The following is a 19132-nucleotide window of genomic DNA, read 5'->3' as shown; positions in this document are numbered from 1 at the left end:
AGGTTTTTTGCCGGCCTTGGGGTAGAACGACTCAATCAGGGCCAGCAACCCCGCCCAGGGCACCACCTGCTCCATCTCCGCCAGGAATCGCTCGCGGCGGGTTTGCTTGCGCTTGCCGGCATACTCGGCATCGGCGAAGGACAGCTGCTTCATCGAAAAACTCGCGCAAGGGAGCGGGTGTATTTCACCAGAATCGGGAAGTCTTTTTCAGGATTTCCTTAACGAAAGGGCTATTTCATCAGATTGGTCGGAACTTGTTTGGAGCTTCCTTAACTTCAAAAAATAACTGAGACAATCAACTTATCTGAGACCAGATCACCTCTCCCTGAAAGTTTGATTCACTTAGTCAGAATAAAAAACTGTTTCTCTCTTTCAGTTTTTTCCCAAAGATTTTGGCTCCAGCCAAAGTAAAATGCCCAGCATCAAAGTAGAGATACTCCCCAGTATCCTCGGAAAGAATGTCACAATTCATTTCCACCCCGCACTGGGCATCAAGAGCACTGACATACTGAACCGATGCCAAGCCAAGATCGCGATCAAAAAACTCCTTCAATTCATTATCATAATCAACCAAGTCTTTTCGCTGGAACCGTCTAGAGTACTTATTTATACTTAAAGGAGTTATAAATCTATCTTGCTGAGCATATTTTGAAATATTCAGGGCACTTTCTTCAAATATCATCTTTGGCCCGATAACATAAATTGGAGCGGTGGTGACACTTCGAATCATCTGCAAGACCCGAACAAGCCCATCAAAATCCTTGCCCCCCCAATTATCGTGCAAATAAATCACATCAGCAGACCTCAACTCTGGACTTCCAATAACCGCTGAGAACCGCTCCCTGCAATGGTCGACTTTTTCCGAAAATACCGCTCCAAACCCGAAGTTGAAGCAGTAATGTGTCGTTCCAATTAACTTTATCTTACCCTGAAAATCATTTTCTGTAAGCGAATACGAAAGATCATTTGCATGCGAGTTTCCCACCAGCAAAACTTTCTTGGTTCCGCCCCCTTCTGTAAAGTCAGTATCTATGGTCTTGATTCCCTGCCAATAACGCTGACGCTCATTATTAAGTTCCTCCTGCGTAAGCAATGCGTATGGAAACCGGCCGGGCAGACCATCTTTCAGATAAATCAGAATCGGCCCAAAGGAAACAATTAAAAAAACTGGAGTTGCCAGAAAAAATACTATTCGACTATCCCTCGAAGCATTACTCCTGAAAAAACTCTCCACAAATCGCCAACTCAGAAAACCGAGAAATATCGAGAGTGCAATTGCTGTGAACATCACTATAGGGGTTAGATCAACTCTCAAATACCGCAACAAGCTAACCACAGGCCAATGCCATAAATAAAGAGAATAAGAAATCAACCCAACAAAAACCAGCGACCTTGTTGACAACAGACAAGAAACAAAATTCTGACCATATAGGGGAGCTACAATCACAAGAGCAGCGCCGACACATGGAAAAAATGCATTAACCCCTGGGAAACTAGAGCTTTCATCCAAAAAAATAGCCGAAGCAAGAATTAGTGCCATCCCTGCCACCGCAATACCGTTGGCAAGAACTTTACTCTCAAACCCACTATACCTTGAATCCTCAAGACTCAACGCCAGTAAGCTTCCCAACAGCAACTCACCAGCTCGAAATGGCAACAAAAAATAAGCGCCACTATAATCACTAGCAACACCGATCTCAGCCAAGCAAAATGACAGGAATACCAGCAAGAGAACAAAAAGTCTCCGACCACGCAACTCAAATATTTTACATATCAAGAAAAACAAAAAAGGCCATACAAAATAGAACTGTTCCTCCACAGAAAGCGACCACACATGCAAAAACGGCATTTCCTCGGCATTTGGAGAAAAATACCCACCCGAGTTTTTCCAAAAAAATATATTTGCCGAAAATAGCAATGAACTCAGTGCGCTCTGCGATAAAAGAGCATAATCCCCCGGCAAATAAAAAAAATACCCCAGAACCAGCACACTCCCTAGTACGACATATAGAGCCGGTAACAACCTGAGAGCCCTACGGATATAGAATTGGCGAAACGACCATACCCCCATGAGTAACTGCCTGGAAATAATAGCAGTGATAAGATAGCCAGAGATCACAAAAAACACATCAACGCCAACAAAACCGCCTGAAAAAAAACTCAATCCAAAGTGATTCAAAAGCACCAACGAAACCGCAACAGCCCTTAACCCGTCAATATCAGGTCTATACTTTATTATGGACATACCAAACTCGAGTCTACAAGATCAACTCCAAAACAGCCTACAATCCAGGCCACCCCAGAAAAGCAAGAGGCTATTTATCAACATAAAAAAGCCCCCGATATTTCATGAGAAACATCAATGAGGCAAGATAAATCCGGTATTATTCAGACTTATCCACCGAGCCGCCCCAAACGATAGTCGCCACTCAAAACACGCTGCCACCACAGGCGATTGTCGAGATACCACTGCACGGTCTTGCGGATACCGCTCTCGAAGGTTTCCTGGGGCTTCCATCCAAGCTCACGTTCGATCTTGCTCGCATCGATGGCATAACGCAGGTCGTGGCCGGGACGATCCTTGACGAAAGTGATCAGGTCGCGATAGCGCTCGACACCCTCAGGCTTGTTTGGCGCCAATTCTTCCAGCAGGTCGCAGAGAGTTTGTACCACTTCGAGATTGCGCTTCTCGTTGTGCCCGCCGATGTTGTAGGTCTCGCCTACCTTTCCCCTGGTGACAACCTCGACCAACGCCCGGGCGTGGTCCTCGACGAACAGCCAGTCGCGGATCTGCGAGCCGTCGCCATACACCGGCAGCGGCTTGCCGGCCAGGGCGTTGAGGATCATGTGAGGAATCAGCTTCTCGGGGAAGTGATAGGGACCATAGTTGTTCGAACAGTTGGTGACCAGTACCGGCAGACCGTAGGTGCGATGCCAGGCACGAACCAGATGATCGGAGCTGGCCTTCGACGCGGAGTAGGGCGAGCTGGGCGTATAGGGGGTGGTTTCGGTGAACAGGTCGTCCGTACCCTCCAGATCGCCATACACCTCGTCAGTGGATATATGGTGAAAACGAAAGGCGCTCTTTTCGTCTGCCGGCAAGCCATTCCAGTAGCGCCGGGCCGCCTCGAGCAGGCTATAAGTGCCGACGACATTGGTCTGGATGAACTCGGCCGGTCCGTCGATGGAGCGGTCCACATGGGACTCGGCGGCCAGATGCATCACCGCCGTTGGTTTGAACTCGGCGAACACTGTATCCAGCGCAGTTCCATCGCAGATGTCGACCCGATAAAAGCGATAGCGCGGCGAGTCCGAAATCGACGCCAGTGATTCGAGGTTGCCGGCATAGGTCAGCTTGTCGAGGTTGGCAACTTCGTGGGGGGTGTTCTGGATCAGGTGGCGTACCACAGCAGAGCCGATGAAGCCGGCACCGCCGGTGACGAGGATGCGAGAAATCATGGGAATCTCTTGATTACTTGGAGGGATACCAACGGGTTAGCAGCTCTTCGTACTCGTGCAGTACCTGAGGCCAGGTGAATCGCTCCTGGAAGCGGGCTCGACTGGCTGCCTTCATGTGCTCGACAGCGGCGGCGTCGCCCAGAAGCCGATCGAACAATCGTGCGCAAGCCGGTTCATCCTTGAAATACGCTGCCCCGGAACCAGCAACCCAGCGGTTGAAATGATTGTCCTGAGCGATGACGGCACAGCCTGCGCCCAAAGCCTCAACCAGCGACGGATTGGTACCGCCGACACGATGACCATGCAGGTAAAAGCGACTGAAGAAACGCAAGGCCTGGACAAGTGGAGCCTCGTAGATGGCGCCAGGGAAGATCACCTCGTCGCTGGCAGCGTCCATGACACGAAGATGATAGGGGTTGGCTTTGGGCTTGAAATCACCAAGTACAACCAGTTTATGGGCACGAGACTTACGGCTAAAGGCATGCACCATCTCGTAAATGGAGTTTTCCGGCTCGGGGCGTGCCACGATTATAGAAAAGCCATCGGGCTTGAGCTTATAAGGGGCAAGCACGCTGGCGTTTGCCTTCAAGACCTCAACGCCACCATAGGGAATCATGGTTATTTTGCTGTCATTGATGCGGGTAGCCAAATGCTCCTTGATATTTGGATGGTCTGCTACCAGATGATTTCCCACCCAGCATCCGACACGCTCATTCAACCAGAACCAAGCCTTGGCTAAAATTCCCCACTTACCACGATGCCACTCGATGCCATCCATATTAATGATATTGGTTTGACCCTTGACTCGCTGGAGCACATTAAAAATAGCTGTATTGTAGCCAAGTGTTAGAAACAACCCCTCTTGGGAGAGAGCGTGACAGGTGGCCTTCCAGTCAAAAAGTACTGTCCCAGATGCGCCATCACGACCGATGGGTATATGAATGCGCCGAATGCCCTCCCAAGTGCTTTCGTAAATCGGCCCCATTCCACTTTCCTGACAGTAAACCGTGACCTGCCAACCTTGGCCCACAAGGTACAAAGCCAACTTCTCTGCAAAAGACTCGAACCCTCCATGCTGGGCAGGCACACCACGGATACCTAAAATATTTAATTTAAGCACGACAAACCTATTTTCCCCGAAAAATCATTATAAATACGGAGCAAACCAAAAAGAACAGCAGTGCCGGAAATAGAAGCAAACAACCGACTATGCCTATCAACCGCCGCCACCAGCTCATCGAATCGACGGAAATGGCTTCAAGAGCAGTCGCAAAGCGAGACCAGTAAAAGTCAGACGCAAGATTTAGCATGGAGTGATGCATTTCAGCTATTCTCTCCGGAGCCCCACTCAGCTCGTAAACTACTTCAGGCAAAGAGGATAGATTCGTCACGACGCCTGCGCCACTTTTTTCCAGGCGTTCGCCCCACTCATCATCTTCGTTCTGAACGACAGGCAAACCCAGTGTCAGGCAATCAAAATTACGCGTCCTCGATGCATAGTCATTTTCATATCCCTCCCCTCCCCAGACGAGCGAAATATCGAATCCAGCCCAGTATTCGAAACGCTGCCCGAACTCCACCCAGGGTAAAAATATGATATTGCCCTTGACGGCCTCGTCTACAAAACTCAGCAACTCAGATTGTCGCCTTCCATCAGCCCCGAAAAACACGAGCTTTATATTTTTGTTTTTCAAAATAGCTTTGGAAATTGCCGACAGCACCGATTCAAGATCGAACCAGCCATAAGTTCCTCCCAGCCATCCGATCAAGAAATCCTCTTCACAGATCCGGCCCTCACTGAGCCTTGCCAGAAGAAGCCGGCCATTTGCCTTGTCATGCCCCCCATGCCTTTCGCACCCAAAAGGGATCACGGAGATTCGCGAAAAATCATGCGTCAACAAAAAGGGGGCTGTTATACCTCTAAAAAGATCCAGCTGGCGCTTATTGGCGACAATGACCTTGTCGAACACCAGTCCACCCAGCAGGCTTCTTGCAACATTGAAATAAGCCTTGATCAACAACTTGGGAATATCTTTCTTCGAGCTTTTTCCAACGACCTCGTCCAACTCGATCCAGTGCGGAACATAGCTATCAAGGACCAACCTCTTACCCCAAAAACCCACCAACATGGCAAAGAGAAGTATTAATGGCCCGCCCCCATGCAGCACGACAACATTTGCAGAGAAAAATGCCCGTAATAAATCATAACCCCTGGAAACAGGAACAAATTCGGCCCCCGCTGGAATCCCATGCTTATTACCAGTACGTCCGCACAAAATGACTTGATGCCCCAAAGACAGCAACTCGACTGCCAATGATGCGTACCGCATTTCCGGTCCACGCAGGCTCGAGCCGTAATCTCCTTTATACAAAAGAAGAAACTTCATATTTCCTCACAAAAAACAACCATATAGATTCTGCACGAAAAGCCAGTCATTGAATAGCACACATCAAAACAACCAAGAAGAATAACCACACAATGCAAAACCTTTCGCACAGAATCTAAAAAACTATCACCTAAAAGATAGCATAGCCGCGAAGAAGCTATCGAACCAGGAACCATTATTTTTTTAAAGGAAAGCCCACCAAAGGACGTGCCACAACCGACAAGACCCTAACTTACAAAATATCAACAACCACTTACTTTTCGACTTACGCACACATCCCTCTCCACTCCCAAAAAGAAAAAACAATAAAACAAATAAATCAACACATGAATAATTGCAAACAAATAAACATAAATATAAACATAAAAAAATATAAGCGTATGCAAATAAAGCACAGCATAAAGCACAGCATACTTGTTGTTTTTCCTAGCTACACTAAATACCGCCCCCAAAACAATAGCCATTATAAATACACATAAGCAGACACCGACCAAACCAAAATCAACATAGAAATTCGATACAACCGTCGATGTTAATTCTGCATAGAAATCTATCCCCAGAAGCTCGTTCTTAAACACACCAAAATCAACTTGAGGCCCTGGAATTAATGAGTAAAAAGCATAAAACGTGTATCGCCCCCCACCCATCCCCTCAGCCCCTGCATTTACCAACATATCCAAAACCATATAGCCATAGGTCAAGGTCATATAAAGCGGGTAGAAAATATACTTTACAAAACTTGGTTGACCTACCAGCTGGCTTTCTATCATCCCAATATAATCAACCCCATAAGCAACTTCCCTGTAAAACTTAAGCAACACGAAAGCAAGAAGTATGAACGAGCCAAACAGGAAATACCTAGCCCGAAGCATTACTCCTCCTTTAAACATGAAGTACAGAAAAATGACAACCAAACAAAGCATTGAATCAGATCTATTCCCAGTCAATGCCAGAAAAACAAACCCCAGCCCACCAAAAAATAAAAATACAACTTTTTTCAGCCCCGAAAAAAAAGAAGCCGAAACAACAAACAACGTAGATACTATCCCCAGCGATATAGCCAGAAGATGCACATAGCCATTAACCTGGACATTGAATCTCAACTCCTCGACATTGCCCGACAAAACAGGTATTCCACCGAGAACATGAAACTCATAAAAAAGACAGGCAGCCCCTAAAAAAAACCAAGAAAACAAAAACAAATACAGCAAGGACAAGTTTCTAACATAGACTTTATCCCGCAATGGATTTATCGAAATTCGCCCACCCAAGCAATACCGAAAAAAATAACAGAAAATCAACCCCAAAAAATAAGCAACAATAGAAAAATAAATAATTTTCTCTGTTTCCTCTGACATGCCCCCCACAGTAGAAACAAAGTTAATCTTCGTCATTAGAAACGGCAGGATAAAGCCAATAAAAAAAACAAACCATGGCCGCGCAATAAAGCTGTTCATTGCTAGTATCTCACAAAGTGTCTTCGCAAGACTTCGAGTGCCAACCAATCCATGACACACCTCCCCACCCAAACCCAAGCAACTCCCTCAATACCAAAACCATGCTTCATTACATAAAATATAAGCCCCAGATAGAAAGGAGCCTCTACAACATGCAATATTGCAGTAACCTTTGACCCACCCGCTGCTTGTATAACATTGTAAGGCACACTAGCCAAAGAATTGGCGAGCACGCCCAGCACAATAACCCAGAAAACAACATAGCTTTTTCGAGCATACTCCGCCCCTAGCCAAACATCCAAAATGGCCTCGCCGAAGAAATAGATAACGAGCAGCGCCGGAACAATCAGCGCAGCATTAAGCAAATAAGACAGCCCTTGAAGCCTGGAAACCTCTGAAAAATCAGACTTGCCTAACAATGCACTGATTCTAGGAAAGAGCACCGTCCCGATGGAGGCCGGCACCAGGAGCAGTTTGGTGGCCATTTCGTATGGCGTTGTATAAAAAGAAACAACCCCTACTGAAATGAGCGAACCTATGAAAAACCTGTCGAAATAGACCATTACCGGACTGATTGCGTTGGAGAGGGTCATCCAGCCTCCAAACCTCAGCAACCTGGACATAGTGGCCTTGCAAAAGCTTCGGAGCGAGTAGGAAACCATCCTGCCTGCATACAAAAAATAATAAAGACAAAGCAGCAATCTGGCCAAGGCGAGAGAGGCGACCGCATAGACGAAGTCACCCCAAACATGAAAGAAAATCAAAGGCCCGACAAACATCCAGACCCCAAGAGGAATTCTCCCTACCGATACAATCTTAAATCTCTCAAACCCTTCCAGGACTCCTCTCAGACCAGTAGCCCACACCGTAAAAACAACAGCCACCCCAGTGACTTCAAGTGATGATTCCGCTATACCCTGAAGGCTCTTGTCCAACTTGAAAACATCATAACTCAGATACCCGGCAGAAAAATATACAACAACGCCGGCAACAACTCCTGCAATAACGACTAGAGTCATACCAGTCGAATACAGCTTATTCAGGGCAACTTCATCCCCAGCAAAATTTGCGTGAGCTATACTTTGGGTCAAAGCTCTGCCAATGCCGAAATCGAACAGTGAAAAGTAGCCAACAAACACCCACAATATGGTCAGAAAGCCAAAAAGCTCATTTCCGAACTGATCTACCATCAACGGTATCGAATAAACTCCAATCGCAAGCGGTAGAAAATTGCTTGCAAAAACCCACACCATTTTCTTCTTCACTAGTTCCCCTTCAAACGGCTTGGGCTCCGCATCATGCCTCAACGGAAGCGGTGGAACCTCCACCGTCTTTTCTCTTTTTCTTTAAACACGCTACCGCCCCAGGATTTACCGTCGGTTTCCTGAGAACGCGAAAGCCATGATGTAGACACGCCCGGGCACAGCATCGCTGCGCCCGGGCGTGAGGATTGTCAGTATTTGCGTATGCTTTCCAGCGGCAGGCTCAGCCGGTGTTCGCGGTGAAGCAGGCTCATCAGCAGGACGACGCGCTCTTCGCCATCCATCGCCAGGAAGATGGCATCCAGCTCCGCGAAGCTTCCCGTGGTGATACAGACCCTGTCGCCGGGTTGCAGAACCGGTTGCGGTGCCGGCTGGACACGCCGCTGCAGTTCGGCAATCAGTTCGTCGGCGATGGACAACGGCATGCCGCCAAAGCCGACCAGACGACTGACACCGCGTGTCGAGCGCAGCGGGGCCCAGTTGGCATCGGCTGCCAGCCGAATGAACAGATAGCCTGGAAACAGCGACTCGCTCTGGACCTGCAGGGTGCCACGCACCAGACGCTCTCGCCGGCACAGCGGACGAAAGTATTCGTATCCTTGGCGGTCCAGATTTTCTTCGGCCCGTTCGTCCTGGCGAGGTTTGCACTGCACGAGATACCACGCCTTGCCCTTGCGCATGCCGGATGCGTCGTTCGCAGTGCGGATGTTCATTTCCGTGTCACCTTGCTCCTGACTTGGCTACAGCCATCGCAGGAAGCTTTTCCGATTTACTCAACGTCCCTGGTTACGCGCCAATGGACTTCGTTTGCACGTCTGGCAACACTTCCGATACCAAGCGGATCTGCTGACGGGTTTCGGGGCAGTGCCGCCGCCCAAGACCATCGCGAATGAATTCGCTCCTACGTCCGTCCTGCGATTGATTTGTTGATCGCTCTATCCTTTACCATCGCCTTCACGGGGTGATGATGTTCACCCTCTTCTGTCTTTGTTCATATCTCCGCTGCAATTCGGCAGCGAGCGCACGCTTGGCGTCGGCCTCGCCATGGACAAGACGTATCTCGTCCGGCCATTCACGCATACGGGTGATGAAACTCACCAGCCCCTGCCGATCGGCATGGGCCGAATAGCCGCCCAGGGTGGCAATACCGGCCCGTATCTCGAAGCGCTCGCCCTCCAGATCGACGTAGCCGCCCCGCGGCCCATATTTCTGGATAGCATGTCCGGGCGTACCCATGGCCTGGTAGCCGACGAAGAGCACATTGTGCCGACGATCCCCCAGCATGGCCTTCAGGTAGTTGACGATGCGTCCACTGGTACACATGCCACTGCCGGCGACAACGATGGCCGGGCGTGCCGTGCTTGCCAGATGCCCGACCATGCGCAAGTGGTCGGCATGGCTATCCACGGTGATCAGTTGCTCGAAGCCCAGCGGCCGACGCCCGGACTTTACCCGCTTGATGGCTTCCTGGTCCCAGAAAGGCTGCAGTTCGCGATAGGCCTGGGTGAAACGGCTGGCCAGCGGAGAGTCGAGGATGATGGGCAACTGCGGCCAGTCGGTCTGCCCGGAGGCGTTTCCGGGAAGGGGGTATCCCCCACTGTTTCCCGCCGGACGAGACCGAGTCTTGCGGTGGATGATGTCTTCCAGTTCGTAGAGCAGCTCCTGGGTGCGGCCGACGCTGAAGGCCGGAATCAGCACGCTGCCCCGGTCGGCCAGGGCCTGTTCGATGACCGCCTCGAGGCGCTGCCGGCGACTGCGGCGATCTTCGTGCAGACGGTCGCCGTAGGTGCTCTCGATAACCAGGGTATCGGCCCGGTAAGGCGGCTGGGGCGCCGGCAGCAGCGGCGCATGGGGGGCGCCCAGATCGCCGGAGAACAGGATGCGGCGCTTCTGGCCGGTATGGCGGTAATGGAGATCGACCTCCACATAGGCCGAGCCGAGAATGTGCCCGGCTCGCTGCAGGCGAACCTTGCAAAGCAGCGCCGGAGTGTCCGCCAGGGTGAACCAGTGCCTGTAGGGCAAAGCGACCAGGCGTTGCCCGATCAGCCTGAGATAGCGCTCCACCTGCTGCTGGTCGCCGCTCACACCCAGTTTGAAGGCATCCTCCAGGACGATGGGCAGCAGCCTGGCCGAAGGCTCGCTGCAGAGGATCGGCCCCTTGAAGCCGGCCGCCAGCAGATAGGGAATCCGCCCGACATGGTCGATGTGTACATGGGTCGCAATCAATGCCTTGACGGTATCCAGCGGAAAACCAATGGGCAGACTGGCTGCCCCGCCTCGCCCATCGGCGGAGGTCTCCGCTCCCTGGAACAGGCCGCAATCGACCAGCAGGCTGTGCTGTGCATCCATCAGCAACTGGTGACAGGAGCCGGTGACGCCGTGGGTGGCACCGTGATGGAGAATCTCCGGATATAGCATCGCTCGACTCTTCAGCTCTAGGTTCCCGGCCGCCTGCGTCCGGGCGCAACAGGACTGGTCCGACTCAGTCGGCAGATCGTTTCTTCAGCATGGCGCGAACCAGGGCGATGAACAGGCCCAGCATGCCACCCAGCACCACACCCAGAGCCAGAATCAGAAGCTTCTTGGGCTTGATCGGTTCATCCGGTGTCACGATGCTGCCATCCTGGCGGAATACCGCGCCCCTCTCCGCATCGATCTTCAAGCCGGCGTAGAGGTTGTATTTTTCCTGGAGGTTGCGCAGCTCGCCGATGAAGGGATCGTCCGACTCGCGGGTTTCCAAAGATTGAATTTCCGCCCGCAGCGCCTTGGCACCGCGCATGTACATCAGGCTGCCATCCATGATGGAGGAAAGCTGCCCTGCATCCTGACCGGTAACGACCGGCGGATTCTCCAGCTTCAAGGCATCGGCCACGGCCAAGGCCTCCTTGAGCCGAACGATGCGGTCGTCCCGGCGATTGCGGGCCGCTTCGCGCAGGGTATCGATCTGCTGTTGAACGGTCCGCCCCCTCACGAGAATCTCGCTGCGGGCATTTTCCCGCATCTGCTGCAGCGATTCCCGAGCCACCCGCTCGAGATACAGCCTGGCCCAGTCGGCGGCCTGCGCCGGATCCTTGCGCTCGACGAAGAGCTCGTAGCGGTCGGGTTGATCCTTGCCTGGCGTCTTGATGCTCAGGTCTTCGGAGAAACGCTCGTAAAGATCGTCCTGGGAATCGTTGCGCTCATCCTCAGGCAGGGAGGGCAGGTAGACCTCGTAAAAGAAACTGCGGCGGGCCTCGTCGGATTGCAGGTTGCGGGTGAAGACCGCATAAACGCCCTCGATGGTGAGGGGCTCGAGGCCGATCTCGGCATTGCGCACAAAGTTGAACGGCGCAATATCGCTGAGCGAGGGCGGAAACACAGCCACCCTTGCCTGATAGACAGGCTTGGCCAGAAAAGCGTAGGCAGCCGCACAGGCAGTCACCAAGACAGTTACCAAGACAATGAGCCATTTCTGGCTCCAGAGCGCCCGGAAGAGTTCGATCAGATCGATTTCGTCACTCTGCGGAGCGCGGCGTACAAGGGGCTCGTCCATTTGAGCTGATCCACCGGTGGTTCGGAAAAAGAAAGAAGTATAGGGACTCATCCATCCCCACGGGACAAAGAAGTCAGGGGCGCGAATTGTGCCGAGCGGAAAGAGGATTACAAGCCTTGACAGGGCGTAACGGTAGTCGACCGGAAGGCCATGAACTCAAATACCGGAAGTACGTCACAAACCCTGCCATCTCGCTCGAGGTAGCCGGAAAGGAAAGGTTATTTCGGCTATTCCGCCGCCGGCTGCTTGGTCAAGCGAGCCAGCTCTTTCTGGCACTCCACCAGTTGGCGCTGACGGGAAGCCAGCTGCATCCTCAGGCGACCGTAGAACATCATTCCCAGCAGCGGCGAGGCCAGCAGGCCCAGCAGCAGGGCGGCGGAAACGAAGACGGCCATCGGCAGTTGCGGCGTAGTCCAGCCAAAGAGCACCAGCGTCGCGACCTGGCGATTTTCCAGTACGAACACCAGCGTGGCGGCGGCTACCAGCAGCAGGATCAGTCCCAGCAAGATTCGTTTGAAGTGGCGCATTAAGCAATTCTCTCGTGATGACTACACTTTCGTTCGCTCTATCCGGACGGGCCATTGCAATGGGCAATACAAAGGTCCGCCGTGCGGACGAGCCAGCTCCGAAGACGCTCAGTGTACCGTCCCGACATTCGAGCAGGACATAGTCATTTCATTCATTGACGCGATCACGCAGTTCCTTGCCAGGCTTGAAATGCGGCACGAACTTGCCATCGAGGCGAACGGTCTGCCCGGTTTTCGGATTGCGCCCGACACGCGGCGCCCGGTAGTGCAGCGAGAAGCTGCCGAAACCGCGAATTTCGATACGATCCCCGGTGGCCAGAGCCTGCGACATCTGCTCCAGCATGGTCTTGATGGCCAACTCCACATCCTTTGCAGAAAGCTGGCCCTGCTGGGTGACGATGCGCTCGATCAACTCCGACTTGGTCATGGTTTTCCCTTCGTTTTCAAGCGGCTAGATCAAAATGGATTGCTTGGTTTTTAGCATGCTGAACAGAGTTTGAACAGCCCGAAGCGCAGCCAGGCAGCGACGAGCACACAGAAAGCGCAGCGTTTCCTTCAGGAAACTCATGAGCGGGGATCGAAAACGAAAAAGGGCGACCGAAGTCGCCCTTTTTCGTTCAACGCGTCACCGAACTCAGCTCTGGTTGCCCATCTGAGCGCGGATCAGGTCGCCAATGGTGGTCGGACCGGGCGCCTCGGTTTCCTGCTTGCGCAGTTCCTTGATGGCGTCCTTCTCGTCGTCCACATCCTTGGCCTTGATCGACAGGCTGATGACACGGCTCTTGCGGTCGATGCTGATGATCTTGGCTTCGACCTCGTCGCCTTCCTTCAGCACGTTGCGGGCGTCTTCGACGCGATCGCGGCTGACTTCGGAGGCCTTCAGCACGGCTTCGATGTCGTTGCCCAGGTCGATGACCGCACCCTTGGCGTCGACTTCCTTCACGGTGCCGCGCACGATGCTGCCCTTCTCGTTGAGGGAGGCATAGTTGGAGAACGGATCGTCAGCCAGCTGCTTGATGCCCAGGGAGATGCGCTCGCGCTCCGGATCGACGGAGAGGATGACGGTTTCCAGCTCGTCGCCCTTCTTGAAGCGGCGCACGGCTTCCTCGCCCTGCTCGTTCCAGGAGATGTCGGACAGATGGACCAGACCGTCGATGCCGCCTTCCAGACCGATGAAGATACCGAAATCGGTGATCGACTTGATGGTGCCGGAGATGCGGTCGCCCTTGTTGTAGTGACTGGAGAAATCTTCCCAGGGATTGGACTTGCACTGCTTGATGCCCAGGGAGATGCGGCGACGCTCCTCGTCGATGTCCAGCACCATGACTTCCACTTCGTCGCCGACCTGAACGACCTTCGACGGGTGGATGTTCTTGTTGGTCCAGTCCATCTCGGAAACGTGCACCAGGCCTTCCACACCCTCTTCCAGCTCGGCGAAGCAGCCGTAGTCGGTGAGGTTGGTAACGCGGGCCATGACGCGGGTGCTTTCCGGATAACGGGCCTTGATGGCGACCCACGGGTCCTCGCCCAGTTGCTTCAGACCCAGGGAGACGCGGTTGCGCTCGCGGTCGAACTTGAGCACCTTGACTTCGATCTCGTCGCCGACGTTGACGATCTCGGACGGATGCTTGATGCGCTTCCAGGCCATGTCGGTGATGTGCAACAGGCCGTCCACACCGCCCAGATCGACGAACGCGCCGTAGTCGGTGAGGTTCTTGACGATACCCTTGACCTGCTGGCCTTCCTGCAGGGATTCCAGCAGGGCTTCGCGCTCGGCACTGTTCTCGGCTTCCAGCACGCTGCGACGGGAAACGACAACGTTGTTGCGCTTTTGGTCAAGCTTGATGACCTTGAACTCGAGCTCTTTGCCTTCCAGGTGGGTGGTGTCGCGCACCGGACGGACGTCGACCAGGGAACCCGGCAGGAACGCACGGATGCCGTTGATGTCGACGGTGAAGCCGCCCTTGACCTTGCCGTTGATGACGCCTTTGACAACTTCTTCTGCCGCGAAAGCCGCTTCCAGAACAATCCAGCACTCGGCGCGCTTGGCTTTTTCGCGGGACAGCTTGGTTTCACCGAAGCCGTCTTCCACTGCGTCCAGCGCGACGTGGACCTCGTCACCCACCTTGATGGTCAGCTCGCCCTGCTCGTTGTAGAACTGTTCGACCGGGATGACGCCCTCGGACTTCAGGCCGGCATGCACGGTAACCCAGTCACCGTCGATGTCGACCACGATGCCGGTGATGATGGCACCGGGTTGCATGTCGAGGGATTTCAGGCTTTCTTCAAAAAGTTCTGCAAAGCTTTCGCTCATGTTGATTCCTGTCGATTGGGGCGGTTAACCGCCCATCTCCACATTCCAGACAATGTGGGTTCGTTTTTTTAAAGAGGCCGCAGACAAGGCCTGGTTTTCTGCGGTCCTTCTGTATCATCATCCGGCGAGATCACGCGCGGCGATTTCACCCATGATGCGTTCCACCACCTGCTCGATCGAGAGTTCGGTGGAGTCCAGACAGATCGCGTCTGGCGCAGCCTTGAGCGGGGCAACGCTACGCTTGCTGTCGCGCTCGTCACGCTTGCTGATCTCGCCCAGTAGACTAGACAGATTAGCATCGACACCACTGTCCTTCAACTGCTGGTAGCGGCGACGCGCCCGCTCCTCGGGCCTGGCGGTGAGGAAGACCTTCAGCGGCGCGCCCGGAAAGACCACGGTGCCCATGTCCCGACCGTCGGCCACCAGGCCTGGCGGCTCGAGGAAGGCGTGCTGGCGCTGCAGCAGGGCCTCGCGTACAGCCGGCAGCGAGGCGACCTGGGAAGCCCCGGCGCCGACCTGCTCGTTGCGGATGGCGTCGGTGACGTCTTCGCCCTCGAGAATGATCTGCTGCGGCCGCTGCTCGGTGGAGGTGACGAACTGTACGTCCAGGTGGGCGGCCAGCACCTTGAGCGCCTCCTCGTTGGTCAGGTCCACGCCATGGTTGCGCGCAGCGAAGGCGAGCAGGCGGTAGAGCGCTCCCGAGTCGAGCAGGTTCCAGCCGAGCTTCCTGGCCAGCAGGCCGGCCACAGTCCCCTTGCCGGAGCCGCTGGGACCGTCGATGGTGATCACGACCGGGCGAGCGCTCATGACTCACCCTCCTCGTCCACGCGAATGCCGACGTGCTTGGCCAGGGCGACGAAATTGGGGAAGGAGGTGGCCACATTGGCGCAGTCGTGGATGCGGATCGGCGCGCTGGCACGCAGCGAAGCGATGCCGAAGGACATGGCGATACGATGGTCGCCGTGACTGTAGACCTCTCCCCCGCCGATCGGGCCACCCTCGATGGCGATGCCGTCCGGGGTCGGCTCGGCCTTGACGCCGAGCGCCTGCAAGCCGTCGGCCATTACCTGGATGCGGTCGGACTCCTTGACCCGCAGCTCCTCGGCGCCGCGCAGTACGGTGCGCCCTTCGGCGCAGGCCGCGGCGACGAACAGCACGGGGAACTCGTCGATCGCCAGCGGCACCAGTTCCAAGGGGATCTCGATGCCCTTGAGGCGGGCCGAACGCACGCGAATGTCGGCGACTGGCTCGCCGCCCACCTCGCGCGGGTTCTCCAGAACGATGTCGGCGCCCATCAGCTTGAGGATCTCGATCGCCCCGGTGCGGGTCGGGTTGATGCCGACGTGCTCGAGCAGCAGCTCGGAGTCTTCGGCAATGCTCGCCGCCACCAGGAAGAAGGTCGCCGAGGAAATGTCCGCCGGCACCTCGATCTGGGTCGCCTTCAGCTTGTGGCCGGACTCGACGGTGACCTTGCTGCCCTCGACTTTCACCGGATAACCGAAGCCGCGCAGCATGCGCTCGGTATGGTCGCGGGTCGGTGCCGGCTCGCCGACCGAGGTTTCGCCGCCGGCATAGAGGCCGGCGAGCAGCAGGCAGGACTTCACCTGGGCGCTGGCCATGGGCATCTGGTAATGCATGCCGGTGAGCTTGCGACCGCCCTTGATGGTCATCGGCGGACGGCCTTCCGGCCCGGTCTCGATCTCCGCGCCCATCTCGCGCAGGGGTTTGGCCACACGATTCATCGGCCGCTTGGAGAGCGAGGCATCGCCGGTCAGCACGGTGTCGAACGGCTGGGCGGCGAGCAGGCCCGACAGCAGGCGCATGGAGGTGCCCGAGTTGCCCAGGTACAGCGGCCCGGGCGGCGCCTTCAGACCGTGCAGGCCGACCCCATGGATGGTCACCCGGCCATGGTGCGGCCCCTCGATGACCACGCCCATGTCGCGGAACGCCTGGAGGGTGGCGAGGGCGTCCTCGCCCTCGAGAAAACCTTCCACTTCGGTCGTGCCTTCGGCCAGCGAGCCGAGCATGATCGAGCGGTGGGAGATGGATTTGTCGCCGGGAACACGGATGTGTCCGCGGGCATGACCGCCCGGCAGGGCCAGGTAGATCAGGTCGTTATCGTGCATGGCATCCACATAGGCCCGGCGGGCCAGTATCTTGCTGAAATGCTCACGGGCGACGCGGGCGCGGGTGAACACGCCCAGCAGTTGATGCCCGTCCCCTGCATCGACCGCGGCGCGCAGGGCGTCGAGATCGCTGCGAAAGACATCGAGGGTGCGCAGCACCGCCTCGCGGTTGGCGAGGAAGATGTCGTGCCACATCACCGGATCGCTGCCGGCGATTCGCGTGAAATCGCGGAAACCGCCGGCGGCATAGCGAAAGATCTCCAGGTTCTCGCTGCGCTTGGCCAGCGAGTCCACCAGGCCGAAGGCCAGCAGGTGCGGCAGATGGCTGGTGGCGGCGAGCACCTCGTCGTGGCGCTCGACGGCCATGTGTTCGACCACCGCACCGAGTTCCCGCCAGAGCCCGCCAACCAGTGCCAGCGCCTCGGGATCGCTTTCCTGCACCGGTGTCAGGATGACCTTGTGGTGACGGAACAGTTCGCTGTCGGCCGCCTCCACGCCGCTGCGCTCGGAGCCGGCGATCGGATGGCCGGGCACGAAGCACAGCGGCCGGCCGGCGAAGGCCCGCCGCGCCGCCCGCAACACATGCCCCTTGGCGCTGCCGACGTCGGTAATGATGACGCTGCCCAGGTCGAGCCCGGCGAGCATGCCGAGCAGCTTCTCCATGGCCAGAATGGGGACGGCCAGCTGGATCACCTGGGCATCGCGACAGGCAGCCGCCAGGTCCTCCTCGCAGCGGTCGACGACGCCCTGCTCGACGGCCAACTGGCGGGCTTGCGGGTCGAGATCCACCCCGACCACCTCGCGGCACAGGCCGCGCTCGCGGACGCCCTTGGCGAAGGAGCCACCGATCAGTCCCAGCCCCACCACGACCAGACGGCCAATCCTGGGCTCTCCCCGTTGCAGCGTGGTGACAGGCGTGAATGCATGCTCAGACACTGGCGAGAACCTTCTTCAGCGCCGCCAGAAAGCAGGCATTCTCTTCCGGCAGCCCGATGGACACCCGCAAAAAGGTCGGCATCCCATAGCCGGCCACCGGGCGCACGATCACGCCCTCGCGCAGCAGCGCCGCGTTGATCGGCGCAGCATCGCGGCCGAAGTCGACGGCGACGAAGTTGCCCCTGCTGGGAATCCAGGACAGGCCGAGCTCGCCCAGCCCCGCCTCCAGCTGGGCCATGCCCGCATCGTTGATGCGCCGGCCTTCGGCCAGATACTCGGCATCCTCCAGCACGGCGCAGGCGGCGGCCAGGGCCAGGCTGTTGGCGTTGAACGGCTGGCGCACGCGGTTCAGCACGGCCGCCACCTCCGGCGTGGACAGCGCATAGCCGACACGCAGGGCGGCCAGGCCGTAAGCCTTGGAGAAGGTGCGCGAAACCAGCAGGTTCGGGTAACGGGCCAGATATTGGAGCCCGTCGGGCAAGTCGTCGCCCGAGGCGTATTCGATGTAGGCCTCGTCGAGAACCACCAGCACGCGCTCCGGCACCCGGGCGAGGAAGCGCTCCAGGGCGTCCGGACCGAACCAGGTGCCGGTCGGGTTGTTCGGGTTGGCGAGGAACACCACGCGGGTGTCGGCATCGATGGCGGCGAGCATCGCCTCCAGATCATGGCCGTAGTCCTTCGCCGGCACCACCCGTCCCTCGGCGCCCACCGCCTGGGTGGCGATCGGGTAGACGGCGAAGGCGTGCTCGCTGAACACCGCATTGAGCCCCGGCGCCAGCCAGGCGCGGGCGACCAGGTCGAGAATGTCGTTGGAGCCGTTGCCCAGGGTGATCTGTGCCGGTGTCACGCCGCAGCGCTCGGCCAGCCTGGCCTTGAGCTCGAAGCCGCTGCCGTCGGGATAGCGGGTCAGCTCCGCCAGCTCGCCACGGACCGCCTCCAGTACCCTGGGGCTCGGCCCGAGCGGGTTCTCGTTGCTGGCCAGCTTGACGATGCCGGCCGGGTCGAGGTTCAGCTCGCGCGCCAGCTCGTCCACCGGCTTGCCCGGCACATAGGGAGACAGCTTCTGCACGCCCGGCACGGCCAGGGCGAGGAAATCACAGGTCATGAATCAAGCCTCAAGCGTGAAACTGCA

Annotated in this window: 15 protein-coding genes and 1 pseudogene; all 16 read right to left on the bottom strand. The window is 56.0% G+C overall.

Translation table 11 applies throughout. The annotated features are described in order from the left end of the window. A pseudogene (locus tag EV691_RS15060) lies at positions 1-153 on the bottom strand (IS5/IS1182 family transposase); the annotation flags it as partial. 193 nt (positions 154-346) lie between these two features. Next, positions 347-2245 carry an acyltransferase family protein gene (locus EV691_RS15055; protein ID WP_131297667.1) on the bottom strand — a complete coding sequence of 633 codons (1899 nt, stop codon included), beginning with the start codon at positions 2243-2245 and terminating at the stop codon, positions 347-349. Between the two features lie 149 nt (positions 2246-2394). Continuing rightward, positions 2395-3459: a dTDP-glucose 4,6-dehydratase gene (gene rfbB, locus EV691_RS15050; RefSeq protein ID WP_131297666.1), complete on the bottom strand. Its 1065-nt coding sequence runs from the start codon at positions 3457-3459 to the stop codon at positions 2395-2397. Between the two features lie 13 nt (positions 3460-3472). Then, positions 3473-4579 carry a DUF1972 domain-containing protein gene (locus tag EV691_RS15045; protein ID WP_131297665.1) on the bottom strand — a complete coding sequence of 369 codons (1107 nt, stop codon included), beginning with the start codon at positions 4577-4579 and terminating at the stop codon, positions 3473-3475. 7 nt (positions 4580-4586) lie between these two features. Beyond that, positions 4587-5846 carry a glycosyltransferase family protein gene (locus tag EV691_RS15040; RefSeq protein ID WP_242672492.1) on the bottom strand — a complete coding sequence of 420 codons (1260 nt, stop codon included), beginning with the start codon at positions 5844-5846 and terminating at the stop codon, positions 4587-4589. A 242-nt stretch (positions 5847-6088) separates the two neighbouring features. Further along, the gene (locus EV691_RS15035; RefSeq protein ID WP_131297664.1) at positions 6089-7303 is read right to left on the bottom strand and encodes an O-antigen polymerase; all 1215 of its coding nucleotides are present in this window, start codon (positions 7301-7303) and stop codon (positions 6089-6091) included. 2 nt (positions 7304-7305) lie between these two features. Further along, positions 7306-8631, bottom strand: coding sequence for a flippase (locus EV691_RS15030; protein WP_131297663.1), 1326 nt, complete (start codon positions 8629-8631; stop codon positions 7306-7308). A gap of 125 nt (positions 8632-8756) precedes the next feature. After that, positions 8757-9278: a transcription/translation regulatory transformer protein RfaH gene (rfaH, locus tag EV691_RS15025; RefSeq protein ID WP_232487196.1), complete on the bottom strand. Its 522-nt coding sequence runs from the start codon at positions 9276-9278 to the stop codon at positions 8757-8759. Between the two features lie 241 nt (positions 9279-9519). Continuing rightward, the gene (locus EV691_RS15020) at positions 9520-10983 is read right to left on the bottom strand and encodes an MBL fold metallo-hydrolase RNA specificity domain-containing protein (protein ID WP_131297662.1); all 1464 of its coding nucleotides are present in this window, start codon (positions 10981-10983) and stop codon (positions 9520-9522) included. Positions 10984-11047: 64 nt separating this feature from the next. Next, the gene (locus tag EV691_RS15015; protein ID WP_131297661.1) at positions 11048-12097 is read right to left on the bottom strand and encodes an LPS O-antigen chain length determinant protein WzzB; all 1050 of its coding nucleotides are present in this window, start codon (positions 12095-12097) and stop codon (positions 11048-11050) included. A gap of 227 nt (positions 12098-12324) precedes the next feature. Next, positions 12325-12624 carry a lipopolysaccharide assembly protein LapA domain-containing protein gene (locus EV691_RS15010; protein ID WP_039805170.1) on the bottom strand — a complete coding sequence of 100 codons (300 nt, stop codon included), beginning with the start codon at positions 12622-12624 and terminating at the stop codon, positions 12325-12327. Positions 12625-12772: 148 nt separating this feature from the next. Beyond that, positions 12773-13051: an integration host factor subunit beta gene (ihfB, locus tag EV691_RS15005; RefSeq protein WP_012700218.1), complete on the bottom strand. Its 279-nt coding sequence runs from the start codon at positions 13049-13051 to the stop codon at positions 12773-12775. Between the two features lie 207 nt (positions 13052-13258). After that, entirely contained in the window at positions 13259-14938 is a 1680-nt protein-coding gene (gene rpsA, locus EV691_RS15000; protein WP_089167623.1) for a 30S ribosomal protein S1, read from the bottom strand. Between the two features lie 117 nt (positions 14939-15055). After that, positions 15056-15745 (bottom strand): (d)CMP kinase, encoded by a 690-nt coding sequence (cmk, locus tag EV691_RS14995; RefSeq protein WP_089167622.1) that lies wholly within the window; start codon positions 15743-15745, stop codon positions 15056-15058. Further along, a complete protein-coding gene (locus EV691_RS14990; protein ID WP_131253525.1) occupies positions 15742-18000 on the bottom strand; it encodes a bifunctional prephenate dehydrogenase/3-phosphoshikimate 1-carboxyvinyltransferase in 2259 nt (752 codons plus the stop codon). The genes cmk and EV691_RS14990 overlap by 4 nt, the downstream gene beginning before the upstream one ends. Next, positions 17993-19105, bottom strand: coding sequence for a histidinol-phosphate transaminase (hisC, locus tag EV691_RS14985; RefSeq protein WP_131297660.1), 1113 nt, complete (start codon positions 19103-19105; stop codon positions 17993-17995). The genes EV691_RS14990 and hisC overlap by 8 nt, the downstream gene beginning before the upstream one ends. Positions 19106-19132: the final 27 nt, after the last annotated feature.

The sequence above is a fragment of the Azotobacter chroococcum genome (assembly GCF_004339665.1).
GTDB classification, from domain to species: domain Bacteria; phylum Pseudomonadota; class Gammaproteobacteria; order Pseudomonadales; family Pseudomonadaceae; genus Azotobacter; species Azotobacter chroococcum.
Note: the sequence above shows the minus strand (reverse complement) of the source record. Positions and strands in the feature narration are given on the sequence as shown.

Coding starts and splice junctions, on each gene's coding strand:
- EV691_RS15010 (WP_039805170.1), bottom strand. CDS start 12,624: ATGCGCCACTTCAAACGAATCTTGCTGGGACTGATCCTGCTGCTGGTA.
- EV691_RS15035 (WP_131297664.1), bottom strand. CDS start 7,303: ATGAACAGCTTTATTGCGCGGCCATGGTTTGTTTTTTTTATTGGCTTT.
- ihfB (WP_012700218.1), bottom strand. CDS start 13,051: ATGACCAAGTCGGAGTTGATCGAGCGCATCGTCACCCAGCAGGGCCAG.
- EV691_RS15015 (WP_131297661.1), bottom strand. CDS start 12,097: ATGGACGAGCCCCTTGTACGCCGCGCTCCGCAGAGTGACGAAATCGAT.
- EV691_RS15020 (WP_131297662.1), bottom strand. CDS start 10,983: ATGCTATATCCGGAGATTCTCCATCACGGTGCCACCCACGGCGTCACC.
- cmk (WP_089167622.1), bottom strand. CDS start 15,745: ATGAGCGCTCGCCCGGTCGTGATCACCATCGACGGTCCCAGCGGCTCC.
- EV691_RS15040 (WP_242672492.1), bottom strand. CDS start 5,846: ATGAAGTTTCTTCTTTTGTATAAAGGAGATTACGGCTCGAGCCTGCGT.
- hisC (WP_131297660.1), bottom strand. CDS start 19,105: ATGACCTGTGATTTCCTCGCCCTGGCCGTGCCGGGCGTGCAGAAGCTG.
- EV691_RS15055 (WP_131297667.1), bottom strand. CDS start 2,245: ATGTCCATAATAAAGTATAGACCTGATATTGACGGGTTAAGGGCTGTT.
- rfaH (WP_232487196.1), bottom strand. CDS start 9,278: ATGAACATCCGCACTGCGAACGACGCATCCGGCATGCGCAAGGGCAAG.
- rfbB (WP_131297666.1), bottom strand. CDS start 3,459: ATGATTTCTCGCATCCTCGTCACCGGCGGTGCCGGCTTCATCGGCTCT.
- rpsA (WP_089167623.1), bottom strand. CDS start 14,938: ATGAGCGAAAGCTTTGCAGAACTTTTTGAAGAAAGCCTGAAATCCCTC.